Here is a 20762-nt window from a genome sequence, read left to right as displayed (position 1 = left end):
TTTTGCTTGATTTATTCCTCTACATCCAGCGGCAGCCGGATAATAAATTCGGTAAACTCGCCTTCCTGCGTATCCACTGACAGCGTGCCGCCATGCACGCGCGTCACCATATCGTAGCTCAATGACAAACCCAGGCCGGTGCCTTCGCCGGGCGGCTTGGTGGTGAAAAACGGCTGAAATACCTTATCGGTAAGGGCAGCGGCAATGCCGGTGCCGTTGTCGCGCACCCTGATTTCCACCTCGCTCGTGTGGCGGCGGGTGCATACCCTCACTTCCGGCTGGTAGGGCCGGGCCACGTTGCGCTGCTTCTCGGCCACGGCATAGAAAGCGTTGGTGAACAGGTTGAGCAGCACCCGGCTCAGGTCCTGCGGCACTACTTCCACCAAGCCCATGTGAGGGTCGAGGTGGGTGGTGATGAGCACGTTGAAGTTTTTGTTTTTGGCCCGCAGACCATGGTAGCTCAGACGCAGGTACTCGTCTACCAAGGCATTGAGGTCGGTGGGGCGGCGCTGGCCGGTGCTGGCGCGCGAGTGTTCCAGCATGCCCTTCACGATGCTGTCGGCGCGGTGGCCGTGCTCGGCTATTTTCTGCTGCATGCCGTCCAGGTCCTGCAACAGGGCGCTCAGAACAGCGCGGCGGGCAGCGAGCAAGGGCTCGGCGTCCAGCTCTTGGCGAAGCTCGGCCAGCAGCTCGCCACTCACTTCCGCAAAATTGTTGACGAAGTTGAGTGGGTTCTGGATTTCGTGGGCCACGCCAGCCGTCAGCTCCCCGAGGCTGGCCATCTTCTCGCGCTGCACCAGCTGGCTCTGGGTGGCCTGCAGCTGGTGCAGGGCCTGGTCGAGGTTGTCGCGCTGTTGGGCTATCTGGTCGTTACGCTCATTGAGCTGGCGGTTGGCGCGCTGCTTGAGCACGATGTTGCGCCACAGCAGCGAGGCCAGCACCAGCAGGCCGCCCAGCCCGGCCAGCAGCGCATAAAGCTGCTGGCGCTGGCGGGCGCTTTTCTGGGCCTGCAGCTGGCGGGTTTTGGTGAGCAAGGCTATCTGCTGCTGCTTTTTATCCAGCTCGAAACCGTAGCGCAGGGCGCTGGTCTGGCGCTGCACTTCCTCGCCCGACAGCGTATCCTTATAAGCCACAAACAGCTGCAGATACTGAAAGGCACGCGCCGAGTCGTGGCGGGCAGAGTAGGCGCGGGCCAGCACATCGCTGGCGTTGCGGATGTTTTCGTTGTTGCGGTGCTGCTGGCTGAGCTGCAGGCCGTGCCGGGCCAGGGCAATGGCACTGTCGGGTTGGCTGAGGGCCAGGTACACGCGTGCCAGAATGAGCTCGGCGGCGGGCAAACTGAACATGTCGTTGCCGGTGCGGGTAAGCTGGCGGGCGCGCTGGCCGTGCAGTAGGGCCAGCGCGTAGCGGCCTTGCTCCTCGTAGAGCTCGGCCACATCAATTTCATCAATGGTCTCGCTCTTGCTGTCGCCCAGCTTGCGGTTGAGGGCAATGGCCTGCTGGTAGCTAGCCAGCGCCAGTTGGTAGCGTTGCTGCTGCTGGTAGGAGTTGCCCAGCACGTTCAGGGCCGAGGCTATGGCGCGCTCATCCCCGATCTTGCGGGCGTCGCGCAGGGCGGTTTGCAGCACCAGCACGGCGCTGTGGTAATCGCCCACCTGGTGGTAGATGTTGCCCAGCGTGGCGCGCAGCCGCACCTGGGCCTGCGGGTCGCCCACCTGCTCGGCCAAATGCAGGCCCTTCAGGGCGGCCTGCACGGCGGGCACCGGGCTGCCCTGCACCATGTAAATCAGGCTGAGCTGCATGTACACGTTGCTAAGGCCGGCGAGGTCGGCGCGGCGCGTAAACAGGCGGCGGGCCTGCTCGGTGTATTGCAGGGCGGGCGTGTAATCGGCCTGGCGGCGGTAGAGCGTGCCCAGGCGGAGCAGCGCTTGGCCTTCCCCTACCGGATCGGCAATCTGACGGGCCAGGGCCAGCGCCTGCTTGGTCAGGGCAATGGCTTCTACCGGTTGCTGCTTGCCTACTTCCGTAGCCAGCGCCTGCAGGCTGCGTACCCGGGTGGTATCGGCCTGCGGGTGGGTGGCTACCACTTGGCGCAAACTATCAAGCGCGCGCGACGGAGCCAGCACAGCGCCGGCAGGAAGCAGCCATATAGCCAGCAGCAAAACCAGTCGATGACAGCGCAGCATAAGCAGCAGGCACAAAAGGGTGGTATCGTAGCCGGGTCAGGACAACTACGAGCAGAAGCCCGCAAGCTTCCGTAACTCCTGCTGCTAGCCGCCGGCAGCGCCCAGTAGCAGCTTGCCCGCGCTGCCAAGCGCCAGCAGCAGCGTAATCCATTCCTTCTTACCCGGATAATCGGGGTTAGTGACCACCCCCACGCGGTAGCCCTGCTGGTCTACCAAACTACCCAGTCGGGAGTTGGTATACATGCCTGATGGATCGGGCTGCACGGGTTCTTTGGTGGTTCCTGGCAGCTCACCGGCGTGCTCAAGCTGCGCGAAGTCGCCGTCTACCTCCTCAGAGCCCCAGTAGATGGCTGGGCTGTACTGCAGCGCCGGCGAGCCTGCCTTGACGCCCGTTACCCGCAGCTCGGCCTGGTAGGTAGTATCGAGCGGGTCGATGTTGGCCGTGAACACCTTGAAAACAGCCAGCAGTGGCTTTTCCACGTCCGGCTTTTCCCGGTCCAGCAGCTTGCCGTAGTGCGCAACGGCCTTGTCGAAGTCTGCTTCCGGCACCCGGTAGTTAACGATACATCTTCTCGGATTGTGCAGCATGGCCAGTGAGCAACTACAGATAAGGACAGAAAAAGAACCGGGCAGTATGGCGCGCGGCAGCTACGGAAAGTCCGGATTGATAATGAAGCCGGTGCGGTTGCCAAACGCATCTGCAATGCCTGCCTCCCGCTCAGCAAAGCTCCGGTGCCGCACCTGGTTGGCAGCAACAGGCTCCGCCGCAGTCGGTGTAGGCTCATCGGCGGAATCTTCCGGGGCGAGGGGAACAGCCGCGTCCGTGGCATCGGCGCCCCAGAACACGAGCGGCACGTTGTCGGTGGGGGTGGCATCCTCGGGCACGCAGGTCAGGCATAGCTCACACTGGAAGTACTCGTCGTCGTTGGGCACCTTGAACACCTCAATAATCAGCTGATCGTCGGGGATAGGCTCGGGCACCTTTCCCAGGAATAAAGTGGCGTAGTGGCGCACAGCCTGAGTGAAGTCCTTCTTCGGAATTCGGTATTCAATCAATACCCGGCGGGCCGTATTGCTCATGGCTGCGTGCGTAAAGTCGTGCTGCGTCTGCTACTGCTGCGCTGGTCGGAGAGCTCATGGCTGGCCCGTCCGCCCCGCCCTACACCTCCGATGGCGGCTCTTTCGCCAGTGCCAGTGGGTAATCCGGGTTGATGGACCCAAACCGGTTGTCGAAGGCATCAATGACACTGGTTCGGTAGTGCCCGCCCTGGTCGGCCTGCGGCGGCTCATCCTGCGGATCGGGTTTCTGGCCATTCAGGATGTCGTCGTATGCATCCTGAATATTGCTTTCGGTGAACCAGTACACTACCGGCCCCAGCACTGTGCTACCCTCTGCCATGGCCCGGATACCCACATAAAAGCGACGCTTCTTTTTCTCGTAGCCAGCCAGCAACACCAGCTCCGGCTGGTCAGTTTTGCGGTGACTTACGCCAAACACGCTTTCGTAATGGAGGATGGCGCTGGCAAACTCCGCCTGCGTCACCCGGAACTCTATGGCACATTGCTTTATGTGGTACTTGGCAGCCATGGCAACAGATCTTAGGTAAGAATATAAAGGGGAATATATAAAATATTATTTATATAATAAATTTTTATCTTTTACGAAGCACCATCACCGCTTTTGGGCATGAAAAAAGGCCAGACAATTCCGAAGAACTATCTGGCCTTTTTGAAGGTAGCGGGGACTGGACTCGAACCAGTGACCTTTGGGTTATGAGCCCAACGAGCTACCAACTGCTCCACCCCGCACTGTTTGGTAATACAAATGTAAGAGGGTTTTCTGGAATAGCGACACCACAACACACAAATGCTGCTCGGCAGTCGGTTGTCCCCTGATTGTCAGCCACAAAATTTTCATCTCGCCCGGACATGTTTCCATTTAGTGTACACAATTGTGCATTTCTGACACCTCAATCATCAACCTGCCGTAAAGCCCCTCACTCTTTTGTACTACCGAACCCCAAGTAACTCCTACTCATGCACCACACGTCTCTCACGCGCAACACGCTGGCCGCCTCGCTGCTGCTGGCCGGCCTCGGCCTGGCATCCTGCAACACCACCCAGACGACCGACTCGGCCACTACTACCGCCGCCACCGACTCGACCATGATGGCCACGGATACGGCGAAGGCCGCCGGTGCCATGGCCGTGCAGCCCACCGGCCCCGCCCCGGCCTGGGCTACCGGCATCAAGCCCGAAATGCAGGCCGTTATCGAAACGCTGGGCACGCTCGGCGGCAAGCCCATCGAAACCCTGACCGCCCAGGAGGCCCGCCAGCAGCCCACGCCCACCGACGCGGTGATGAAGCTGATGCGCGACAAGAACATTCCCGCGCCAGCCGTAACGGCCGATACCATGAGCCGCATGGTGATGCCCGGCGTGAAAGTGCGCATCTATACGCCTAAAGGCGCTACCGGCCCGCTGCCGGTGGTGGTGTACTACCACGGTGGCGGCTGGGTGATTGCCAACCTCGATACCTACGACGGCTCCGTGCGCGGGCTGGTGGAGAAAACCGGCGCCATCTTCGTGTCGGTGGCCTACCGCCAGGCGCCCGAAAACAAGTTCCCCACGGCCCACAACGACTCGTTTGCGGCCTACCAGTGGGTGCTGAAAAATGCTGCTTCGTTTAACGGCGACCCCAAGAAAATTGCGGTAGTGGGCGAAAGCGCCGGCGGCAACCTGGCCGCCTCGGTAAGCATGATGGCCCGCGACAAAAAGGTGATGCTGCCGCTGCACCAGGTGCTGGTGTACCCCATCGCCGGCTACGACATGAACACGCCTTCGTACCAGAAAAACGCTGAGGCCAAGCCCCTGAATAAGGCCATGATGGGGTGGTTCTTCGACAAATACCTGCGTAGCGCCGCCGACGGTAAGAGCCCAATGATTTCGTTGGTGAATGCCAACCTGAAAGGCCTGCCCGCCACCACCGTCATCACCGCCAGCCTCGACCCGCTGATGAGCGACGGCAGCATGCTGGCCGACAAGCTGAAAGCGGCCGGCGTAGCCACCAAGTACCAGAACTTCGAGGGTGTAACGCACGAGTTCTTCGGCATGGCTGCCGTAGTGCCCCAGGCTGCCCAGGCCCAGGACATGGCCGCCGCCGAGCTGAAAAGCGCTTTGATGAAGTAGTTGCCTCCAACTGCCATAACCAACAAGGCCCCGCTGCAATGCAGCGGGGCCTTGTTGGTTTAAAGGAGCGTGTGGGTGTGGTGCCACGACTTTTTCCGTCGTGGTTCCACTATCGTTGAACGACAACCAGCCGCGCCGTTCAACGATAGTGGTACCACGAGGCCCTGCGGGCAACTCGTAGCACCACATCGTTCTAGCCCTAAAACCTACTGGTGATGCCGAAGTGGATTTTGCCGGCGCCCAGGGCCAGCTTCTGCTGCCGGTCGCGGCCGAGGGCGTACACGAACTGGAATTGGCCGGCCCCGGTGCGGAAGCTCAGGCCGGCGCCCAGGCCGGTGGGGGCATCGTCGTTGGAGGCCGTCAGGATATCGAGGCGCAGGTAGCCTTGGTCGACAAAGGCGAAAACGTAGGCGTCGGGACCGGTGAACTGGCGGTATTCCAGGGTGCCCACGGCGTACTGGCTGGCGTAGAAGTTCAGCTCGTTGAAGCCGCGCAGCGTGGAGAGGCCGCCCAGCCGGAACAGGTCGTTCAGGAACAGCCGGCGGTTGAACAGGGCCTCGCCGCGCACCCGGGCCAGCAGCACCCCGCCCCGCCCGATGCGGTTGTAGCGCTCCAGCCGGGTGCTCACGCTCACCTGCGTGGTGCGCAGCGGCAGGCCCTGGTACAGTTCCTCCTTCAGCTCGGCGTTGCGGCTGATGAGCTTGCTGCCTACCGATGCCTGGCCGCTGGCCAGCACGCCGGTGCGCGGGAAAAACGGGTCGTCGAGGGTGGTCCAGACGTAGTCGAGGCCGTAGGCAGTGAAGCGGGAGTCGATGTTCTGGGGCAGGGCCGTGGCCAGGCTGTCTACGAGCAGCAAACGCGAGCTGCGCCACTCCGTGAAGAAGCCCACGCGCCCGGCCCGTGCCGTAGGATACGTAATCTGCAGGCGCGGGCGCAGCGTTTGGAAGGCGTTGACGGGGTCGGTCTGGCGGTAGAGGTTGAAGTTACCGTCCAGCTCCAGCGGCGTGCCGAAGAAGGTGGGGTGGCTATACTGGGCGTCAAGCTGCTGCGAGTTGGCATCCACCTTGCGCCACTGCAGCCCCAGTCCTTTGCCGCCGCCCTTGAGGTTGCGCAGCGCAATCGTGACGTCGCCGGTGAGCTGCACGCGCTTCTGGCCGAGGGTGGGCGTGGGGTTGGGCAGCACGCCCACAATGGCGTCGAACTGGTTGGCGGTGCGGTCTTCGAGCAGCAGGTACACCCGCGCCCGGCCCTGCGCAAACCGCACCTCGGGCTCGGCCTTGAGCTGCAGGTACGGCAGCTGCCGCAGCCGCCGGGCCGCCTCCTGCACCCGCTCCTGGCTGTAGGGCTGGTTGGGAAAAATCTGCAGGTACTTGGTCAGGAAGCGTTTTTTGGTTTTGGTGTTGCCCACAATCTGCAGCGAGTCGAACACGATGGCCGGGCCGCGCTCCAGCACCACACGCCCCTCGATATCGGCGCCGCGCAGCTGCACCGAGTCCAGGCGCACGATGGCGAACGGGAAGCCCTGGTTTTCGGCTTCGGTAAGGATGCGCTGCTGCAGCCGGCTCCACTCCTGCGGCTGAAACGGCTGCTCACGGTACAGCTTTTCGCGGTAGCCGGCACGCGTGAGCAGGCCGTCGCCGAGGTTGCCGTTGCGCAGCCGTGCCCACCGAAACTGCTCGCCGATGTAGAGCTGCACCCGCACCGTGTCGCGGCGCCAGCGCATGGCGTCGGCGGAGGCCGTGAGGTAGCTCTGGCCCTGCAGCGCCAGCACCAGCTCGCGCACCTCGCGCAGCACGGCCAGCGAATCGGGCAGCACCAGCTTGGTACGGTAGCGGCGCAGCACGGCGCGGTCGGCGGCTTCGGTTTCCAGCACCAACACGCGGGGCTTGCGCACCGGCAGCGCCACGCGTTGCGGCGGAGTGGTGGCCCGGCTGCTGTCGGGACGGCTGGCCTGGGTGGTATCGGGGCGTAGGAGGCTCGTGGTGTCGGGCGGCATAGCCGGCATAGCCTGCGGCGGCAGGTTGAGGTTGAGCGGCGTGGTTTGGGCCCACGCGGCGCCCGGGCTGCCCGTCAGCAGCCAGCACCAACCCAGAAAAAGCAGTAAGCGGGCAGCCATGATGGCAAGTAAACGCAAAACCAGGGTTTTCGTGCGTTTTGCAGATGAGGAAAGCCAGCACGAATCAATCGTGGACTGTTCGCTACGCAATAACGCTTGGTCTTAGATGGTTGGATATAGCTAACTGATGTTGTTATTTGTATAGCTACCGAGTCAGGTCAAGGAAATAAAAACTGACAATACGATGAAATGCAGTTTATACTTTCTACTTGTTGCGCTGACAGCTCATCAGGCGTCAGCGCAGACTACTGTAAAAAATCACTTTCCTGTTGAAATCAAGACAGTGGACTTAAGCATACAAAGACAGCGTGAAATCGAAAGACAAAATTATCTATTGAGCTTAAATACCAGAACGCAAAAAGAAGAAAAGGAACTTTCAGCACTTCTGAACAAATATGGAGAAGTAGTTGAAAGTGCCTGGGATATTATTGAAGGCGGCTGTAGCTGGTACTGTGGAGGCGGGAATTTTAGCATCCGGGCATCGTCCTTTTTATCTAGTACTTCAAAAGAAACAAAATACGCAAGCAAAAGCGCCAACGACCTCAGCTACAAAACCGCATGGGTTGAAGGCAAAGCCGACGCAGGAATTGGCGAGTATCTGGAATACAGTTTCAAAAACACCAGTCCTCGCATCACGAAAGTCATTATCTCGAATGGCTACGTAAAATCTGAAAGCACTTGGAGAAATAATAACAGAATTAAGCGCTTAAATATGTACGTCAATGGCAAGAAGCATGGCGTTTTGAATTTACAAGACAGTAGAACCGACCAGGTTTTCGCAGTTGGAATTTTGGGGCATAACCGAGATAAAACCGATTTAGTATTACGCTTCGAAATTGCAGAAGTATATAAAGGCAACATGGATAACGACACAGCTATTACGGAAATATATTTTGACGGTATAGACGTTCATTGAAGCCTCGCCCTGCTTTTACCGCCGTATCTTTGCCTTCCCGTAGCGCCCGCCACATCTCCGCGCCGCCCGCTACCCGCCAATGCCCGGACTGTACCTTCACATCCCTTTCTGCAAGCAGGCCTGCCACTACTGCGACTTTCACTTCAGCACCAGCATGGCCCTGAAAAGCCGACTCGTGGAAGCCATAACGCAAGAGTTGACCCTGCGCGCCGACTACCTGGGCCCGCAGGCAACGCTAGACACCATCTACTTCGGTGGTGGCACGCCTTCGTTGCTCACCCAGGCCGAGCTGGAGCAGCTGTTCGACGCCATCCACCGGCATTTTCGGGTGGCCGCGGATGTGGAAGTTACGCTGGAAGCCAACCCCGACGACCTGACGCCGCAGAAGGTGCGGGAGCTGGCGGCCTCGCCCATCAACCGGCTCAGCATCGGGCTGCAGAGCTTCCACGAGCCGCATTTGCGCCTGATGAACCGGGCGCATTCGGCCACGGAATCGGGTGCGGCGGTGCGGCTGGCGCAGGATGCAGGCTTCGAGAATATTTCGGTGGATTTGATTTACGGCGTGCCCGCCGACAGCCACGCCATCTGGGAGCAGGACATGGCGGCGGCCTTCGCGCTGGGCGTGCCGCACCTCTCCTGCTACGCCCTCACCGTGGAGCCCGACACCGTATTTGGCCGGCGCCAGCAGAAAGGCACGTTCCGCCCGCCGCCCGACGATTTTGTGGCCCGGCAATTTGAGCTGCTGCTCGCGGAAATGGCCCGCCACGGCTACCAGCAGTACGAAATCAGCAACTTCTGCCAGCCCGGCCGCGAGTCCCGGCACAACTCGGCGTACTGGCGCGGCGTGCCCTACCTGGGCCTGGGCCCGAGCGCCCACTCCTTCAACGGCCACAGCCGCCAGTACACCCTTGCCAACAACCCGCAGTACGTGGCCGCCGTGCTGGAGCGGCAGGAGGTGCCCGCCACCATCGAAGTTCTCTCGCCGCTGGACCGCGCCAACGAGTACCTGATGACCAGCCTGCGCACCGCCTATGGCACCGACCTGCACCACCTGCGCGACACGCTCGGCGTGGATTTGCTCACGCAGCAGGCCGCCTACCTGCACGAGCTGCAGGCCACCAACCTGGCCACCCTCGACGCCGCCGGCACCCTGCGCCTCACCGACCAGGGCAAGCTCCTCGCCGACCACATCACCCTCACCCTATTCCAAAGCCCGACGGAGTAACGCTAAGCTCCAGCTTAGCGACGAGCGCAGCGAGTAACCCGAAACCGTGCCACTTGTGCCAACGCGTAGATACTCGCGTTGCGTGTAGCGCTAAGCCGGAGCTTAGCGCTACACGCATAGCCGCTGCAAAATTCTTACATTCCTAGTACCCTAACGCTCTGCGACTTCGCCACCAGCCGGATTATGCTGGCTGTACCCGCGCGGCTTTGCTTCGGAGGAATTAAAAAATCCGCGTAATCTTCAAGTATGAGAAGACTGATTGATGCTTTGGCCGACGACACGGACTTTTTCATCGAACAGGTGCAGATTACGGCCATTGTGTTCGACAACTCCGATGACGTAACCATCTGGGCGACTACCTTTTTCGACCAGGAACCGCACTTTTTTCACCTGGGTCTGCAGTTCCAGCAGCTCGACCTGCTGCTGCGTCTGGCCGGCGAGCGGGCCGGCAAGCTGCAGGAAGACGTGGCCGACGCCTTGGCCACCGTCACGGAATGGCCCTGCCTGCTCGAGTACACCTCTGAGGCCGAGCCGCCGGTGCCGCTGCCCAGCGTCGCCCTCAAGCTCTCCTGCACCTACCCTGCTGACGGCCCCTTCGGCGACGACGACGAAACCGACGAGGATGAAGGCGCCGACGACGACACGTTCAACATCAGCATCGACCCCGACGCCGACGAAGCCGACACCTCCGAATACGAGGCCGGCATGCCCCACAACATCTTCTACCTCGAAGACGTGTTCCTGCGGGTAGAGCCGTGAGTAGTTGAATTGCTGGATGGCTTAATTACTAAATCGTTGTTCTTGTTAAGCAGTTGTACAGCTAGCCAGTTGACCATCCAACCATCTAACAATTCAGCCATTAAGCCATTCAACCAATGTTCTACCTGATACCGGGTTTGGGGGCAGATGAGCGGGTTTTTCGGAACCTGCAGCCCTTGCTGCACGGCCCTACGCAGGTGCTGCAATGGCTGCTGCCGGAGCCCGAGGAGCCGCTGCCGCACTACGCGGCGCGCATGGCCGAGGCCATACCGGCCGGGCAGTCGTGTCTGCTGGTGGGCGTATCGTTTGGCGGGGTGGTGGCGCTGGAAATCTGCCGGATCCGGCCGCTGGCGCGGGCCATCCTCATCAGCAGCGTGCCCGATGCCAGCTGCCTGCCGCCGCTGCTGCGCCTGATCCGGGGCAGTGGCGCCTACCGGCTGTTTCCGCCGCAGTGGCTGAAGCTGTTTCCGCGGGCCGGCCAGTGGTATTTTGGCGTCCGGAGCGGCGAGGAGTACCAGCTGTTTCACCAGATTCTGCAGGACATGGAGCCGCGCTACACGCGCTGGGCCATCCACCGGCTGCTGCACTGGGACAGCACCAGCGCCGGCCGCAGCATCCAGATCCTGGGCACCCACGACCGGGTATTCCCGCCCGGCCCCACCCCCGTCGACTACCTCATTCCCGGCGGCGGCCACTTCATGGTCGTCAGCCACGCCCCCCAGATTGCCGAAATCCTGAACCAACTGGCAGCTGAGCTGCCCCTAGCACGTCATTCCGAGCAGCACGAGGAATCTCGCTAGCGTAGTACTCCCTCCACCGAACGCCTTGCCCCATCTGGTCATACTGAGCTTGTCGAAGCACCTCTACCGCTTTGTTGGGCTAGTATTGCATCGTCAGCACGCGAGATGCTTCGGCGGCGCCTCTGCATGACGTTCTGCCACTCCACCCATCCACCACTCCACAAATCCACCGCTGCATGCTCGCCACTTACCCGCACCACGGCCGCGCCTACTCCTTCAACCCAGCCGCGCCGTTGGATATCTCCCTGCCGCTGGCGCCCGGCGAAAACCAGGTAAACTGCTTCTGGGCGGAACCGGTGCAGGTTGACGTGATTCGGGTGGGCGACTTTGTGGGCAGCGTGGCGCTGGGCGGCAGTACTAACTATCTGCGCGTACACCTCACGCCCCACGGCAACGGCACCCACACCGAATGCTACGGCCACATTTCGCCCGACCCGCAAGTCACGCTCAACCGCTGCCTGCGCCGCTTCCTGTTCGTGGCCCGGCTGGTATCGGTGCAGCCCCGCCCGCAAGCCAACGGCGACGAGGTGGTACTGCTGGAAGATGTGCGCCGCGAACTGGAAGGCGGCCCGGATGCTGCCGTTCCGCTGGAGGCGCTGGTGCTGCGCACCCTGCCCAACCACCGCGCCAAGCGCACCCGCCACTACTCCGGCACCAACCCCACCTACCTCGAGCCCGCGCTGGCCCACTACCTGGCCGAGCGCCACATCGAGCACCTGCTACTGGATTTGCCCAGCGTCGACCGGGAGGAAGACGGCGGGCAGCTACTGGCGCACCACGCCTTCTGGCAATATCCGCACGCCACCCGCACCCACGCCACCATCACCGAGCTGATATTCGTGCCCGACGAGGTGGAAGACGGGCTGTTTCTGCTCAGCCTGCAGCCCACCAGCCTGGAGCTTGACGCCAGCCCCAGCAAGCCGGTGCTATACGCGCTGGGCAGCTAGTGCGGCGTACTTGCCACCTAGCCAACGCACAAAGGGACGGCCCGTGAGAGCCGTCCCTTTTGCTTGCGCTATACTTGTAGTTACTACTCGGCGGTAGCTACTTCAGTTGCTTCAGCAACCGGAACTACCGATACGAACGAACGATCTTTGCGGCCCTTGCGGAACTGCACCGTGCCGTCGATCATAGCGAACAGCGTGTGGTCCTTGCCGATACCCACGTTCTGGCCGGGGTGGTGCTTGGTGCCGCGCTGACGCACGATGATGTTGCCGGAAATGATAGACTGACCACCGAAGATCTTCACGCCCAGGCGCTTGGATTCTGATTCGCGGCCGTTGTTGGAGCTACCTACGCCTTTCTTGTGTGCCATGGTATTTAGTGCTTAGTGCTTGGTTGTTAGTGCTTGGGAATTGTTGGGCCGAAACCGCTCAGTTGAACCAACCAAGCCTCAGGCACCAACAACGAGGCACTAAATTAACCGATGCTGTTGATCATTACTTTGGTGAACTGCTGACGGTGACCGTTCAGCTTCTTGTAGCCCTTGCGGCGCTTCTTCTTGAACACCAGCACCTTGTCGCCCTTTACGTGCGCCAGAATGGTACCAGTTACGGCCACGTCCAGCAGCGGCGAGCCGATGGTGATGGTTCCGTCGTTATCGGTGAGCATGGCTTTGCCCAGCTCCACACTGTCGCCGACGTTGCCAGCCAAACGGTGGGCGTATACAAATTTATTGGCTTCGACCTTAGTCTGCTTCCCGGCTATGTTGACAATTGCGTACATCGGCGTCTTCGCGGTTTCTGAAAAATGGAAGGCAAAAGTAGAAGTATCATTTTACAAATCCAAACCCTAACTCATTAAACATCATTACTCCACCGCGCAGGCGGCCTGCAGCCAGGTGTCAAGGAACGCGCCAGCGGGTACGCGAATAGCTTTTTTGTGGAAAACCGCGATTGTCCACAGGCGAAATGTGGAAAACTTTTCTGCATTTCGGGATTTTTTGACTATTTCCGCCTCTTTTCGGGAGTATAGCGCCCATAACCTGTTTGCCGGGCCACAAAAACATAACACACAAAAAATGCCGGAGCCGTGCCGGGCAACCCGGCCGGGGAGGGTATATTTGGTGTTCCAACCTGCCTTTGCCCGCCATCGTCTGGCTGCAACATTCCGGCCGGTTAGCCGGTTGGTGCCCTCGCAGGCTTGCTCCCGTCACCGGGAGCGCCCCGATTCTTTCACCCGTATTGCTTTCAGTTATGGAACCGTTGCTCACTGAGAATCCCAACCGATTCGTCCTCTTCCCCATCCAGCACAACGACGTGTGGCAGATGTATAAGAAGGCCGAAGCCTCGTTCTGGACGGCCGAGGAAATTGACCTCTCGCAGGACCAGAAAGACTGGGAAGCCCTCAGCGACAACGAGCGCCACTTCATCAGCCACGTGCTGGCCTTCTTTGCGGCCTCCGACGGCATCGTGAACGAAAACCTGGCCGTGAACTTCATGCAGGAGGTGCAGATGGCCGAGGCCCGCTGCTTCTACGGCTTTCAGGTGATGATGGAAAACATCCACTCGGAAACCTACTCGCTGCTGATCGACACTTACATCAAGGACCCCAAGCAGAAAGACTACCTCTTCAACGCCCTGGAAACGGTGCCGTGCGTGAAGAAAAAGGGCGACTGGGCCATCAAGTGGATCAACTCCGAGAACTTCACCGAGCGCCTCATTGCGTTTGCCGCCGTGGAAGGCATCTTCTTCTCGGGTTCGTTCTGCAGCATTTTCTGGCTGAAGAAGCGCGGCCTGATGCCCGGCCTCACGTTCTCCAACGAGCTGATTTCGCGCGACGAGGGCCTGCACTGCGACTTCGCCTGCCTGCTCTACAAAGACCACCTGCAGAACAAGCTGCCCGAAGCCCGCGTGCACGAAATCATCAAGGACGCCGTGCAGATTGAACAGGAATTTGTGACCGACGCACTGCCCGTGAACCTGATTGGCATGAATGCCAAGAGCATGAGCCAGTACATCGAGTTCGTGGCCGACCGCCTGTTGGAGTCTTTGGGCTACAGCAAGGTGTATGGTGCCTCCAACCCCTTCGACTTCATGGAGATGATTTCGCTGCAGGGCAAAACCAACTTCTTCGAGAAGCGCGTGGCCGAGTACCAGAAGGCCGGCGTGATGAGCGAGCGGACCGAAAACGCCTTCTCGCTGGACGAGGACTTTTAAGCTTACTTCCTTCTCAGGAAGGCAACCATACAAACAGCGCCCCTCCCAACCGGCCTGCAGCTATTTGCTGCAAAGCCGTTGGGAGGGGCGCTGTTCTGTTAGGGCCTGATGGCCAGCACTACAACGCCACCACGCGGGTGGTCTGCGAGAAGTTGCTGCCGAGCAACTGCAGGTAGTAGAGGCCGGCCGGCAGGGCCTCGCGCCCCCACGTGAGGCGGTGGGTGCCGGCGCGCACCGGGCCCTGCTGCAGCACGCGCACCTGCTGCCCCAGAGCATTGAGCAGGCGCAGTTCTACGGTGCCGGCCACTGGCAGAAAGTACTCGATGGTGGCGGACTGCTGCAGCGGATTCGGTGCAACGGGATAGAGCACGGGCTCCGTGCCGGGCGTGTAGCGCAGCACGTGCGTGTCGACCAGAGCGCGGTTGCGGGTGTAGAACTGCAGCGTCAGGCTGTCGGGGGTGGCGCTGAGCAGCATGGCGCCGTAGTTGCCGGTGTATGCGAACTGGCTTTGGGGCACCCGTTGCGGACGGATGGGGTAGAGACTGCGCCCTCCCAGCCCATTCACGAAATAGGCCAGCCCGTCCACATCCAGCCGCTCGTAGTGGTGGTCGTGGCCAGCCAGCACTGCCGAGGCGCCCCACTCTCGAAACGGCCACTGCAGCGCGGGCGTGTTGCCGTGCGGCCCCGACGAGTAGGGCGCGTGGTGCAGATACACCACCTTCCAGCGTGACCGGGAAGCGGCCAGCCGGGCCTTCAGCCACTGCGCCTGCACCGAAGTGGCCCCGATGCCGTCGGGCTCGGCCGGGTCGCTGTTGAGGGCAAATAGGTGCACGTCGCCGCGCACGAAGTCGTAGTAGCGGCCGTTGCCGGGCAGCGTGAAATATTCGCGGTAGGCCTCGCCGTTGCGGGTGTAGTAGTCGTGGTTGCCGAGCGAGGGGAAGAACCGGTTGGTGGACGCCCGCGGCCCGTAGCGGCCCTTGTAGTTGCCGATGTAGGTGTGGTAGTACTGGCCGATGTTCTGGTCGATGGTGGTGGAGTCGCCCAGGTCGTAGTTGTTGTCGCCGAGGGTGATGATGAACTCCGGGTTCCAGCTTTTCACCAGCTGCGACACGTCGCGCTCGGGCGTGCCGGCAAAGCCGTAGTCGCCGATGGCGGCAAAGCGCTGGGCCGAGGCCTCCGTGGAAAATGCAAACAGGCCATAAAGCCAGGCGGCACAACATAACGTGCGGCAATAAAAAGACTTCATTAGGACTGGCCTTACAACAAATAGCATTGGACAAAGAACATTATTCCATCTTACTCTAGAGTGGCGTTTTTGTTCTTATTTCGCAGCCTGATTTATAAAATACTACGCACTTCAGCGGAGCTTTTTTATTCTACTTCCCTGCTTCTATTCTGCTGGTACAGCAGTAGCAGTTGCGTGATTTACGCAGCTTCAATCTACCCCGGTTTTCCTTCTATTTCCCTGTCTTCTTTTATTTTTCAATCTATCCCGTGTCACTTATTTATTCTGCTGCTGCGCCGGTATCCGGGCAGTTCAGCCCGGATACTTTTCGGTGTGTTGCTTCCTGTCCTGCACGCCACCGCACGCTCCCTGCTACGCCCCGTAGCGCTGCCTCCACGCGTCCCTGTATTTCTGCCAACCGGCTGCTGAAGCCCTAGGTAGGCTGTTTTGCCGCTGCCATGCGCCAAGTGGGCACGGCCGCCCGTCAACTCTCCCGCTCGCCAGCGGCCGCTTGGGCGGGAGCACGCAACCACATCAGCCGCCGGCAGATCATTCCATTTAGCCAAGATTATTTCTTCTGCTTTTTTCACTTACTACATACTCCATGTGTAAAAAAACTACCCTAAAAAATGTATTACTCACGGCTGTTCTATTGCTAACGACTACGTTTAGCGTCGTTGCTTCCGGCACTGATACGCTGGTGGTGGCATCGAATTTCTACCACATCGACCGCCAGCAAAATATCATTGTAATTAACAGCGGCCTGGCCGAATTAAATAGCAGCGGCGAAAATACCAAAAGCCATATATTACTGGATAGCCTGTATAGCTTCGACCAGAACGTTACGGGTGTAGCCACCAACTCGTCGTATCAGGTGAAACTGGACGGCAAAAGCTACACGCTCTACTTCACGCAGCTGCCCATCGTGCGCATCACGGCCCGCCAGGACATTGTAGATAGCCCCAGCATTTATGCCGAGTTCCAGCTTGCTCAGCCTAACGGGGCAATGGTGACGTCGGCTATGGGAATTGAGTTTCGGGGCGGCTCGTCGCAGGCCAACCCCAAGAAGTCGTTTGAGCTGAGCTTCTGGAACGACACGACTGGCGCCAACAGCCGCGACGTGACCCTGTTGGGCATGCGCACCGACAACAAGTACAACCTGCAGGCCCTCTACAACGAGCCGCTGCGGCTGAGCAGCAAGGTGTCCAACGAGCTGTGGCAGGATATCCACCAGATCTACTACAAAAGCCTGGAGCCCGACGCCAAGAACGGCATCAACATGCAGTACGTAGAGGTATTCCTCAACGGCGAGTACCGGGGCGTGTATGCCCTGAGTGAGCGGGTCGACCGCAAGCAGCTCAAGCTGAAGAAGCACAACAACGGCATTGTGGGCGAGCTGTACAAGGGCAGCGACTGGGGCGGCGCCGTGACCTTCACGGCCCTGCCGCCCTTCGACAACGCCAGCGAAACCTGGGGCGGCTTCGAGTACAAGCACCCAGAAGAGGAAATCGACTGGAGCAACCTCTATAAGTTCGTTGATTTCGTGAAGAACAGCTCCGACCAGGAGTTCTTCAGCACCTACAAGCAGAAGTTCGAGCTGCGCAACGCCGTCGACTACTTCATTTTGCTGAACCTGCTGCGCGCCTCCGACAACACCGGCAAGAATCTCTACATCGCCAAGTACAAGAAAGGCGAGCCCTACTACTACGTGCCGTGGGACCTGGACGGCGTGTTCGGCACCGACTGGACGGGCGCCAACACCGGCTCGGTGGAGGATCTGCTGTCGAATGGTTTCTATGACCGGCTGCAGCTGGACTGCTCCCCCAACGGCTTCCGCGACCAGCTGCGCACCCGCTGGGCCGCGCTGCGCCAAAGCGTGATTACGCAGGAAAGCATCATGGCCCGCTTTGCGGCCAACAACCAGTTCCTGCTCCGCAACAACGTGTACGAGCGGGAGCAGCGCACCTGGGCCGGCTACGAGGCCAGCAGCACCCAGCTTGACTACACGGCCACCTGGCTGAGCGCCCGCCTGCGCTACCTCGACGGCCGGTTTGGGGCGGCGTGTGCGCCGCTGTCTGCCTCCTCGGCCAAGCAGCCTGCCTTGGTTAAGCTCTACCCCAACCCGGCCACCGACCACCTGACCGTGGAGTGCGAGGCCACAGCCTGCCAGCTCACCCTGCGCGACCTGCAGGGCCGGGTGATGCTGCAAACCGCGCTGCGCGGCCGCCTGAACCAGGTCAGCACAGCCCACCTGCCCAGGGGCATGTACGTGGCCACCATCCAGGGCGGCACGCTGCTGAAAACCGAAAAAGTGCTGCTCAACTAGCCTCCGGCGGCTGGTGCCGCGCCACGTATTTTCCCTCTCCAACGGTCTGCCGGTCTTCGGCAGACCGTTGGTATTTTGGGGCCGGCCGGCCGGGCCGGTTGCTGCCAGATAGCATTTCGCCGCCAATCTGCCAACCCCAATTTCGGGCGGCGCCTGAGGCTATATAGCGGCCGTCGGATTCCGAAAAAGCCCCTGAACTGCATTGCGTTAGGCTTATGTGGAAAACTTCTGAAAAGAACGTTTGTCCTACAGCCCAGATAGAAATAACTTCCGCTATCAATGGATACCGCGCCGTTACGAGCGGGCCTCCTTCGAGCTGATTCCGACCTGCCGCCTCCTGACCGAGCGGCGCTGCTCATACCCCCAACACTCCCCACATCAACTGCTACGCTTATGTTGGTACTCAAACGCGACGGCCGCCGCGAATCCGTGAAATTCGATAAGGTTACGGCCCGCATCGAGAAGCTTTGCTACGGTCTCAACCAGAATTTCATTTCCCCGATTGAGGTAGCCAAAAAGGTTATCGACGGGATTTACGACGGTGTGACCACCGTGGAGCTGGACAACCTGGCCGCCGAAACCGCCGCCTCGCTCACCACCAAGCACCCCGACTACGCCATCCTGGCCGCCCGCATTGCGGTGAGCAACCTGCACAAGGTCACCAGCAAGTCGTTCAGCAGCACCATGAAGCGGCTGCACACCTACGAGGACCCCAAAACCGGCGAAAACGCCTCCCTCATTGCCCAGGACGTGTGGGAAATCGTGCACGCCCACGCCGCTACGCTGGACTCGGCCATCATCTACGACCGGGACTACAACTACGACTACTTCGGCTTCAAGACGCTGGAGCGCAGCTACCTGCTCCGCCTCGACGGCAAGGTGGTGGAGCGCCCCCAGCACATGCTAATGCGCGTGGCCGTGGGCATTCATAAGGAGGACATTGCCGCCGCCATCGAGACGTACAATCTGATGAGCGAGCGGTGGTTCACGCACGCTACGCCCACGCTGTTCAACGCCGGCACGCCCAAGCCCCAGCTCAGCTCCTGCTTCCTGCTCACGATGAAGGACGACTCCATCGAGGGCATTTACGACACGCTGAAGAACTGCGCCCTGATTTCGCAGAGCGCCGGCGGCATTGGCCTGGCCGTGCACAACGTGCGCGCCACCGGCTCCTACATCAAAGGCACCAACGGCACCAGCAACGGCCTCACGCCCATGCTGAAGGTGTTCAACGACACGGCCCGCTACGTGGACCAGGGTGGCGGCAAGCGCAAGGGCGCTTTCGCTATTTACCTGGAGCCCTGGCACGCCGACATCATCGACTTCCTGGACCTGAAAAAGAACCACGGCAAGGAGGAAATGCGCGCCCGCGACCTGTTCTACGCCCTCTGGACGCCCGACCTGTTCATGAAGCGCGTGGAAGCCAACGGCGACTGGACGCTGATGTGCCCCCACGAGTGCCCCGGCCTGGATACCACCTACGGCGAGGAGTTCGAGAAGCTCTACCAGAAGTACGAGCGCGAAGGCCGCGGCCGCAAAACCATCAAGGCCCAGGAGCTGTGGTTTGCCATTCTGGAAAGCCAGACCGAGACCGGCACGCCCTACATGCTGTTCAAGGACGCCGCCAACAGCAAGAGCAACCAGAAAAACCTCGGGACCATCAAGAGCTCCAACCTCTGCACCGAGATTATGGAGTACACCGACGAGAACGAAATTGCCGTGTGCAACCTCGCCTCGCTGGCCCTGCCCCGCTACGTGCGCCCCGACGAAGCCGGCAACCTCATCTTCGACCACCAGAAGCTGTACGAGGTTACCTACCACGCCACGCTGAACCTCAACAAGGTTATCGACATCAATTACTACCCCGTGATTGAGGCCGAGCGCAGCAACCGCCGCCACCGCCCCATCGGGCTGGGCGTGCAAGGGCTGGCCGATACGTTCATTGCCCTGCGCATGCCGTTTGAAAGCGACGAAGCCAGCGGCCTGAACAAGGACATCTTCGAGACCATCTACTTCGCGGCCATGACGGCCTCCAAGGATTTGGCCATCCGCGACGGTCACTACGAAACCTTCCCCGGCTCGCCGCTGAGCGAGGGCAAATTCCAGTTCGACCTCTGGAACGTGCAGCCCGACTCCGGCCGCTGGGATTGGGACACGCTGCGCGCCCAGGTGATGGAGCACGGCGTGCGCAACTCGCTGCTGGTAGCGCCTATGCCTACCGCTTCTACCGCGCAGATTCTGGGCAATAACGAGTCGTTTGAGCCTTACACCTCCAACATTTATGTGCGCCGCGTGCTGAGCGGCGAGTTCATGGTGGTGAACAAGCACCTGTTGAAAGACCTGGTGAAGCTGGGCCTGTGGAACGAGCAGATGAAGAACGCCATCATTGCCGCCAACGGCTCGGTGCAGGACATCCCCACCATCCCGCAGAACATCAAGGACCTGTACAAAACGGTGTGGGAGATTTCGCAGCGCCGCATCATTGATATGTCGGCCGACCGGGGCGCGTACATCTGCCAGAGCCAGAGCCTGAACCTGCACGTGCTGAACGTGAACTTCGGCAAGCTCACCAGCATGCACTTCCACTCGTGGAAGAAGGGCCTGAAAACCGGCATGTACTACCTGCGCACCAAAGCCGCCGCCGACGCCATCAAGTTCACGGTGCAGAAGCAAGCCGCCGAGACCCTGGAGCCGCTGAACGTATCGGCCCAAAACGCCTCCGATATGGCCTGCTCTCTGGATAACCCCGACGCCTGCGAAGCCTGTGGTTCGTAAGGTGTTTGAGATTATAGAAAAGGAGCCACTCAAATCAATGGGTGGCTCCTTTTCTATAAAAAGAAAAGGAGTGCAAAGTATATACTC

Annotated in this window: 17 protein-coding genes and 1 tRNA gene; 9 read left to right on the top strand and 9 right to left on the bottom strand. The window is 60.3% G+C overall.

The window, feature by feature from the left end; genetic code table 11:
• Positions 1-11: 11 nt before the first annotated feature.
• The 5 genes from N008_RS08900 to N008_RS08880 form a co-directional block, all read right to left on the bottom strand.
• The gene (locus tag N008_RS08900) at positions 12-2126 is read right to left on the bottom strand and encodes a tetratricopeptide repeat protein (protein WP_197062974.1); all 2115 of its coding nucleotides are present in this window, start codon (positions 2124-2126) and stop codon (positions 12-14) included.
• A gap of 144 nt (positions 2127-2270) precedes the next feature.
• Positions 2271-2774, bottom strand: a complete 504-nt coding sequence (locus tag N008_RS08895) for a hypothetical protein (protein ID WP_156109134.1) — start codon at positions 2772-2774, stop codon at positions 2271-2273.
• A 60-nt stretch (positions 2775-2834) separates the two neighbouring features.
• Complete coding sequence (locus N008_RS08890; protein ID WP_044015389.1) at positions 2835-3266, bottom strand: hypothetical protein; 432 nt, start codon at positions 3264-3266, stop codon at positions 2835-2837.
• A 79-nt stretch (positions 3267-3345) separates the two neighbouring features.
• Positions 3346-3774 carry a hypothetical protein gene (locus tag N008_RS08885; protein ID WP_044015387.1) on the bottom strand — a complete coding sequence of 143 codons (429 nt, stop codon included), beginning with the start codon at positions 3772-3774 and terminating at the stop codon, positions 3346-3348.
• 148 nt (positions 3775-3922) lie between these two features.
• Positions 3923-3995 (bottom strand) — tRNA-Met (locus N008_RS08880).
• Positions 3996-4223: 228 nt separating this feature from the next.
• Between N008_RS08880 and N008_RS08875 the strand changes: the two genes are divergently transcribed.
• The gene (locus tag N008_RS08875; RefSeq protein WP_052381353.1) at positions 4224-5375 is read left to right on the top strand and encodes an alpha/beta hydrolase; all 1152 of its coding nucleotides are present in this window, start codon (positions 4224-4226) and stop codon (positions 5373-5375) included.
• Positions 5376-5574: 199 nt separating this feature from the next.
• Here N008_RS08875 and N008_RS08870 read toward each other — a convergent pair whose 3' ends face one another.
• A complete protein-coding gene (locus N008_RS08870) occupies positions 5575-7491 on the bottom strand; it encodes a BamA/TamA family outer membrane protein (protein WP_052381352.1) in 1917 nt (638 codons plus the stop codon).
• Positions 7492-7675: 184 nt separating this feature from the next.
• Between N008_RS08870 and N008_RS23080 the strand changes: the two genes are divergently transcribed.
• The 5 genes from N008_RS23080 (at position 7676) to N008_RS08850 (ending at position 12138) form a co-directional block, all read left to right on the top strand.
• A complete protein-coding gene (locus N008_RS23080; RefSeq protein WP_156109133.1) occupies positions 7676-8407 on the top strand; it encodes an NADase-type glycan-binding domain-containing protein in 732 nt (243 codons plus the stop codon).
• A 79-nt stretch (positions 8408-8486) separates the two neighbouring features.
• On the top strand, positions 8487-9632 hold the full coding sequence (gene hemW / locus N008_RS08865) for a radical SAM family heme chaperone HemW (RefSeq protein WP_044015385.1): 1146 nt from the start codon (positions 8487-8489) through the stop codon (positions 9630-9632).
• 246 nt (positions 9633-9878) lie between these two features.
• The gene (locus N008_RS08860; protein ID WP_156109132.1) at positions 9879-10391 is read left to right on the top strand and encodes a hypothetical protein; all 513 of its coding nucleotides are present in this window, start codon (positions 9879-9881) and stop codon (positions 10389-10391) included.
• Between the two features lie 116 nt (positions 10392-10507).
• Positions 10508-11191 carry an alpha/beta fold hydrolase gene (locus tag N008_RS08855; protein WP_081910688.1) on the top strand — a complete coding sequence of 228 codons (684 nt, stop codon included), beginning with the start codon at positions 10508-10510 and terminating at the stop codon, positions 11189-11191.
• Between the two features lie 176 nt (positions 11192-11367).
• On the top strand, positions 11368-12138 hold the full coding sequence (locus tag N008_RS08850) for a cyclase family protein (RefSeq protein ID WP_044015380.1): 771 nt from the start codon (positions 11368-11370) through the stop codon (positions 12136-12138).
• Positions 12139-12221: 83 nt separating this feature from the next.
• Here the strand turns inward: N008_RS08850 and rpmA are convergent, their stop codons facing one another.
• Positions 12222-12506 (bottom strand): 50S ribosomal protein L27, encoded by a 285-nt coding sequence (gene rpmA / locus N008_RS08845; protein ID WP_044015378.1) that lies wholly within the window; start codon positions 12504-12506, stop codon positions 12222-12224.
• Positions 12507-12610: 104 nt separating this feature from the next.
• Entirely contained in the window at positions 12611-12916 is a 306-nt protein-coding gene (gene rplU / locus N008_RS08840) for a 50S ribosomal protein L21 (RefSeq protein ID WP_044015375.1), read from the bottom strand.
• Between the two features lie 470 nt (positions 12917-13386).
• On the opposite strand from rplU, the gene N008_RS08835 reads away from it, so the two are divergent.
• On the top strand, positions 13387-14349 hold the full coding sequence (locus N008_RS08835) for a ribonucleoside-diphosphate reductase small subunit (protein ID WP_071884505.1): 963 nt from the start codon (positions 13387-13389) through the stop codon (positions 14347-14349).
• Positions 14350-14467: 118 nt separating this feature from the next.
• Here the strand turns inward: N008_RS08835 and N008_RS21505 are convergent, their stop codons facing one another.
• The gene (locus tag N008_RS21505; protein ID WP_052381351.1) at positions 14468-15595 is read right to left on the bottom strand and encodes a metallophosphoesterase; all 1128 of its coding nucleotides are present in this window, start codon (positions 15593-15595) and stop codon (positions 14468-14470) included.
• Between the two features lie 631 nt (positions 15596-16226).
• Between N008_RS21505 and N008_RS08825 the strand changes: the two genes are divergently transcribed.
• Together N008_RS08825 and N008_RS08820 are read left to right on the top strand one after the other, a co-directional pair.
• Complete coding sequence (locus tag N008_RS08825; RefSeq protein WP_197062973.1) at positions 16227-17900, top strand: CotH kinase family protein; 1674 nt, start codon at positions 16227-16229, stop codon at positions 17898-17900.
• Between the two features lie 393 nt (positions 17901-18293).
• Positions 18294-20675 (top strand): ribonucleoside-diphosphate reductase subunit alpha, encoded by a 2382-nt coding sequence (locus N008_RS08820; RefSeq protein ID WP_044015373.1) that lies wholly within the window; start codon positions 18294-18296, stop codon positions 20673-20675.
• Positions 20676-20762: the final 87 nt, after the last annotated feature.

Source organism: Hymenobacter sp. APR13 (assembly GCF_000737515.1).
GTDB lineage: Bacteria > Bacteroidota > Bacteroidia > Cytophagales > Hymenobacteraceae > Hymenobacter.
Note: the sequence above shows the minus strand (reverse complement) of the source record. Positions and strands in the feature narration are given on the sequence as shown.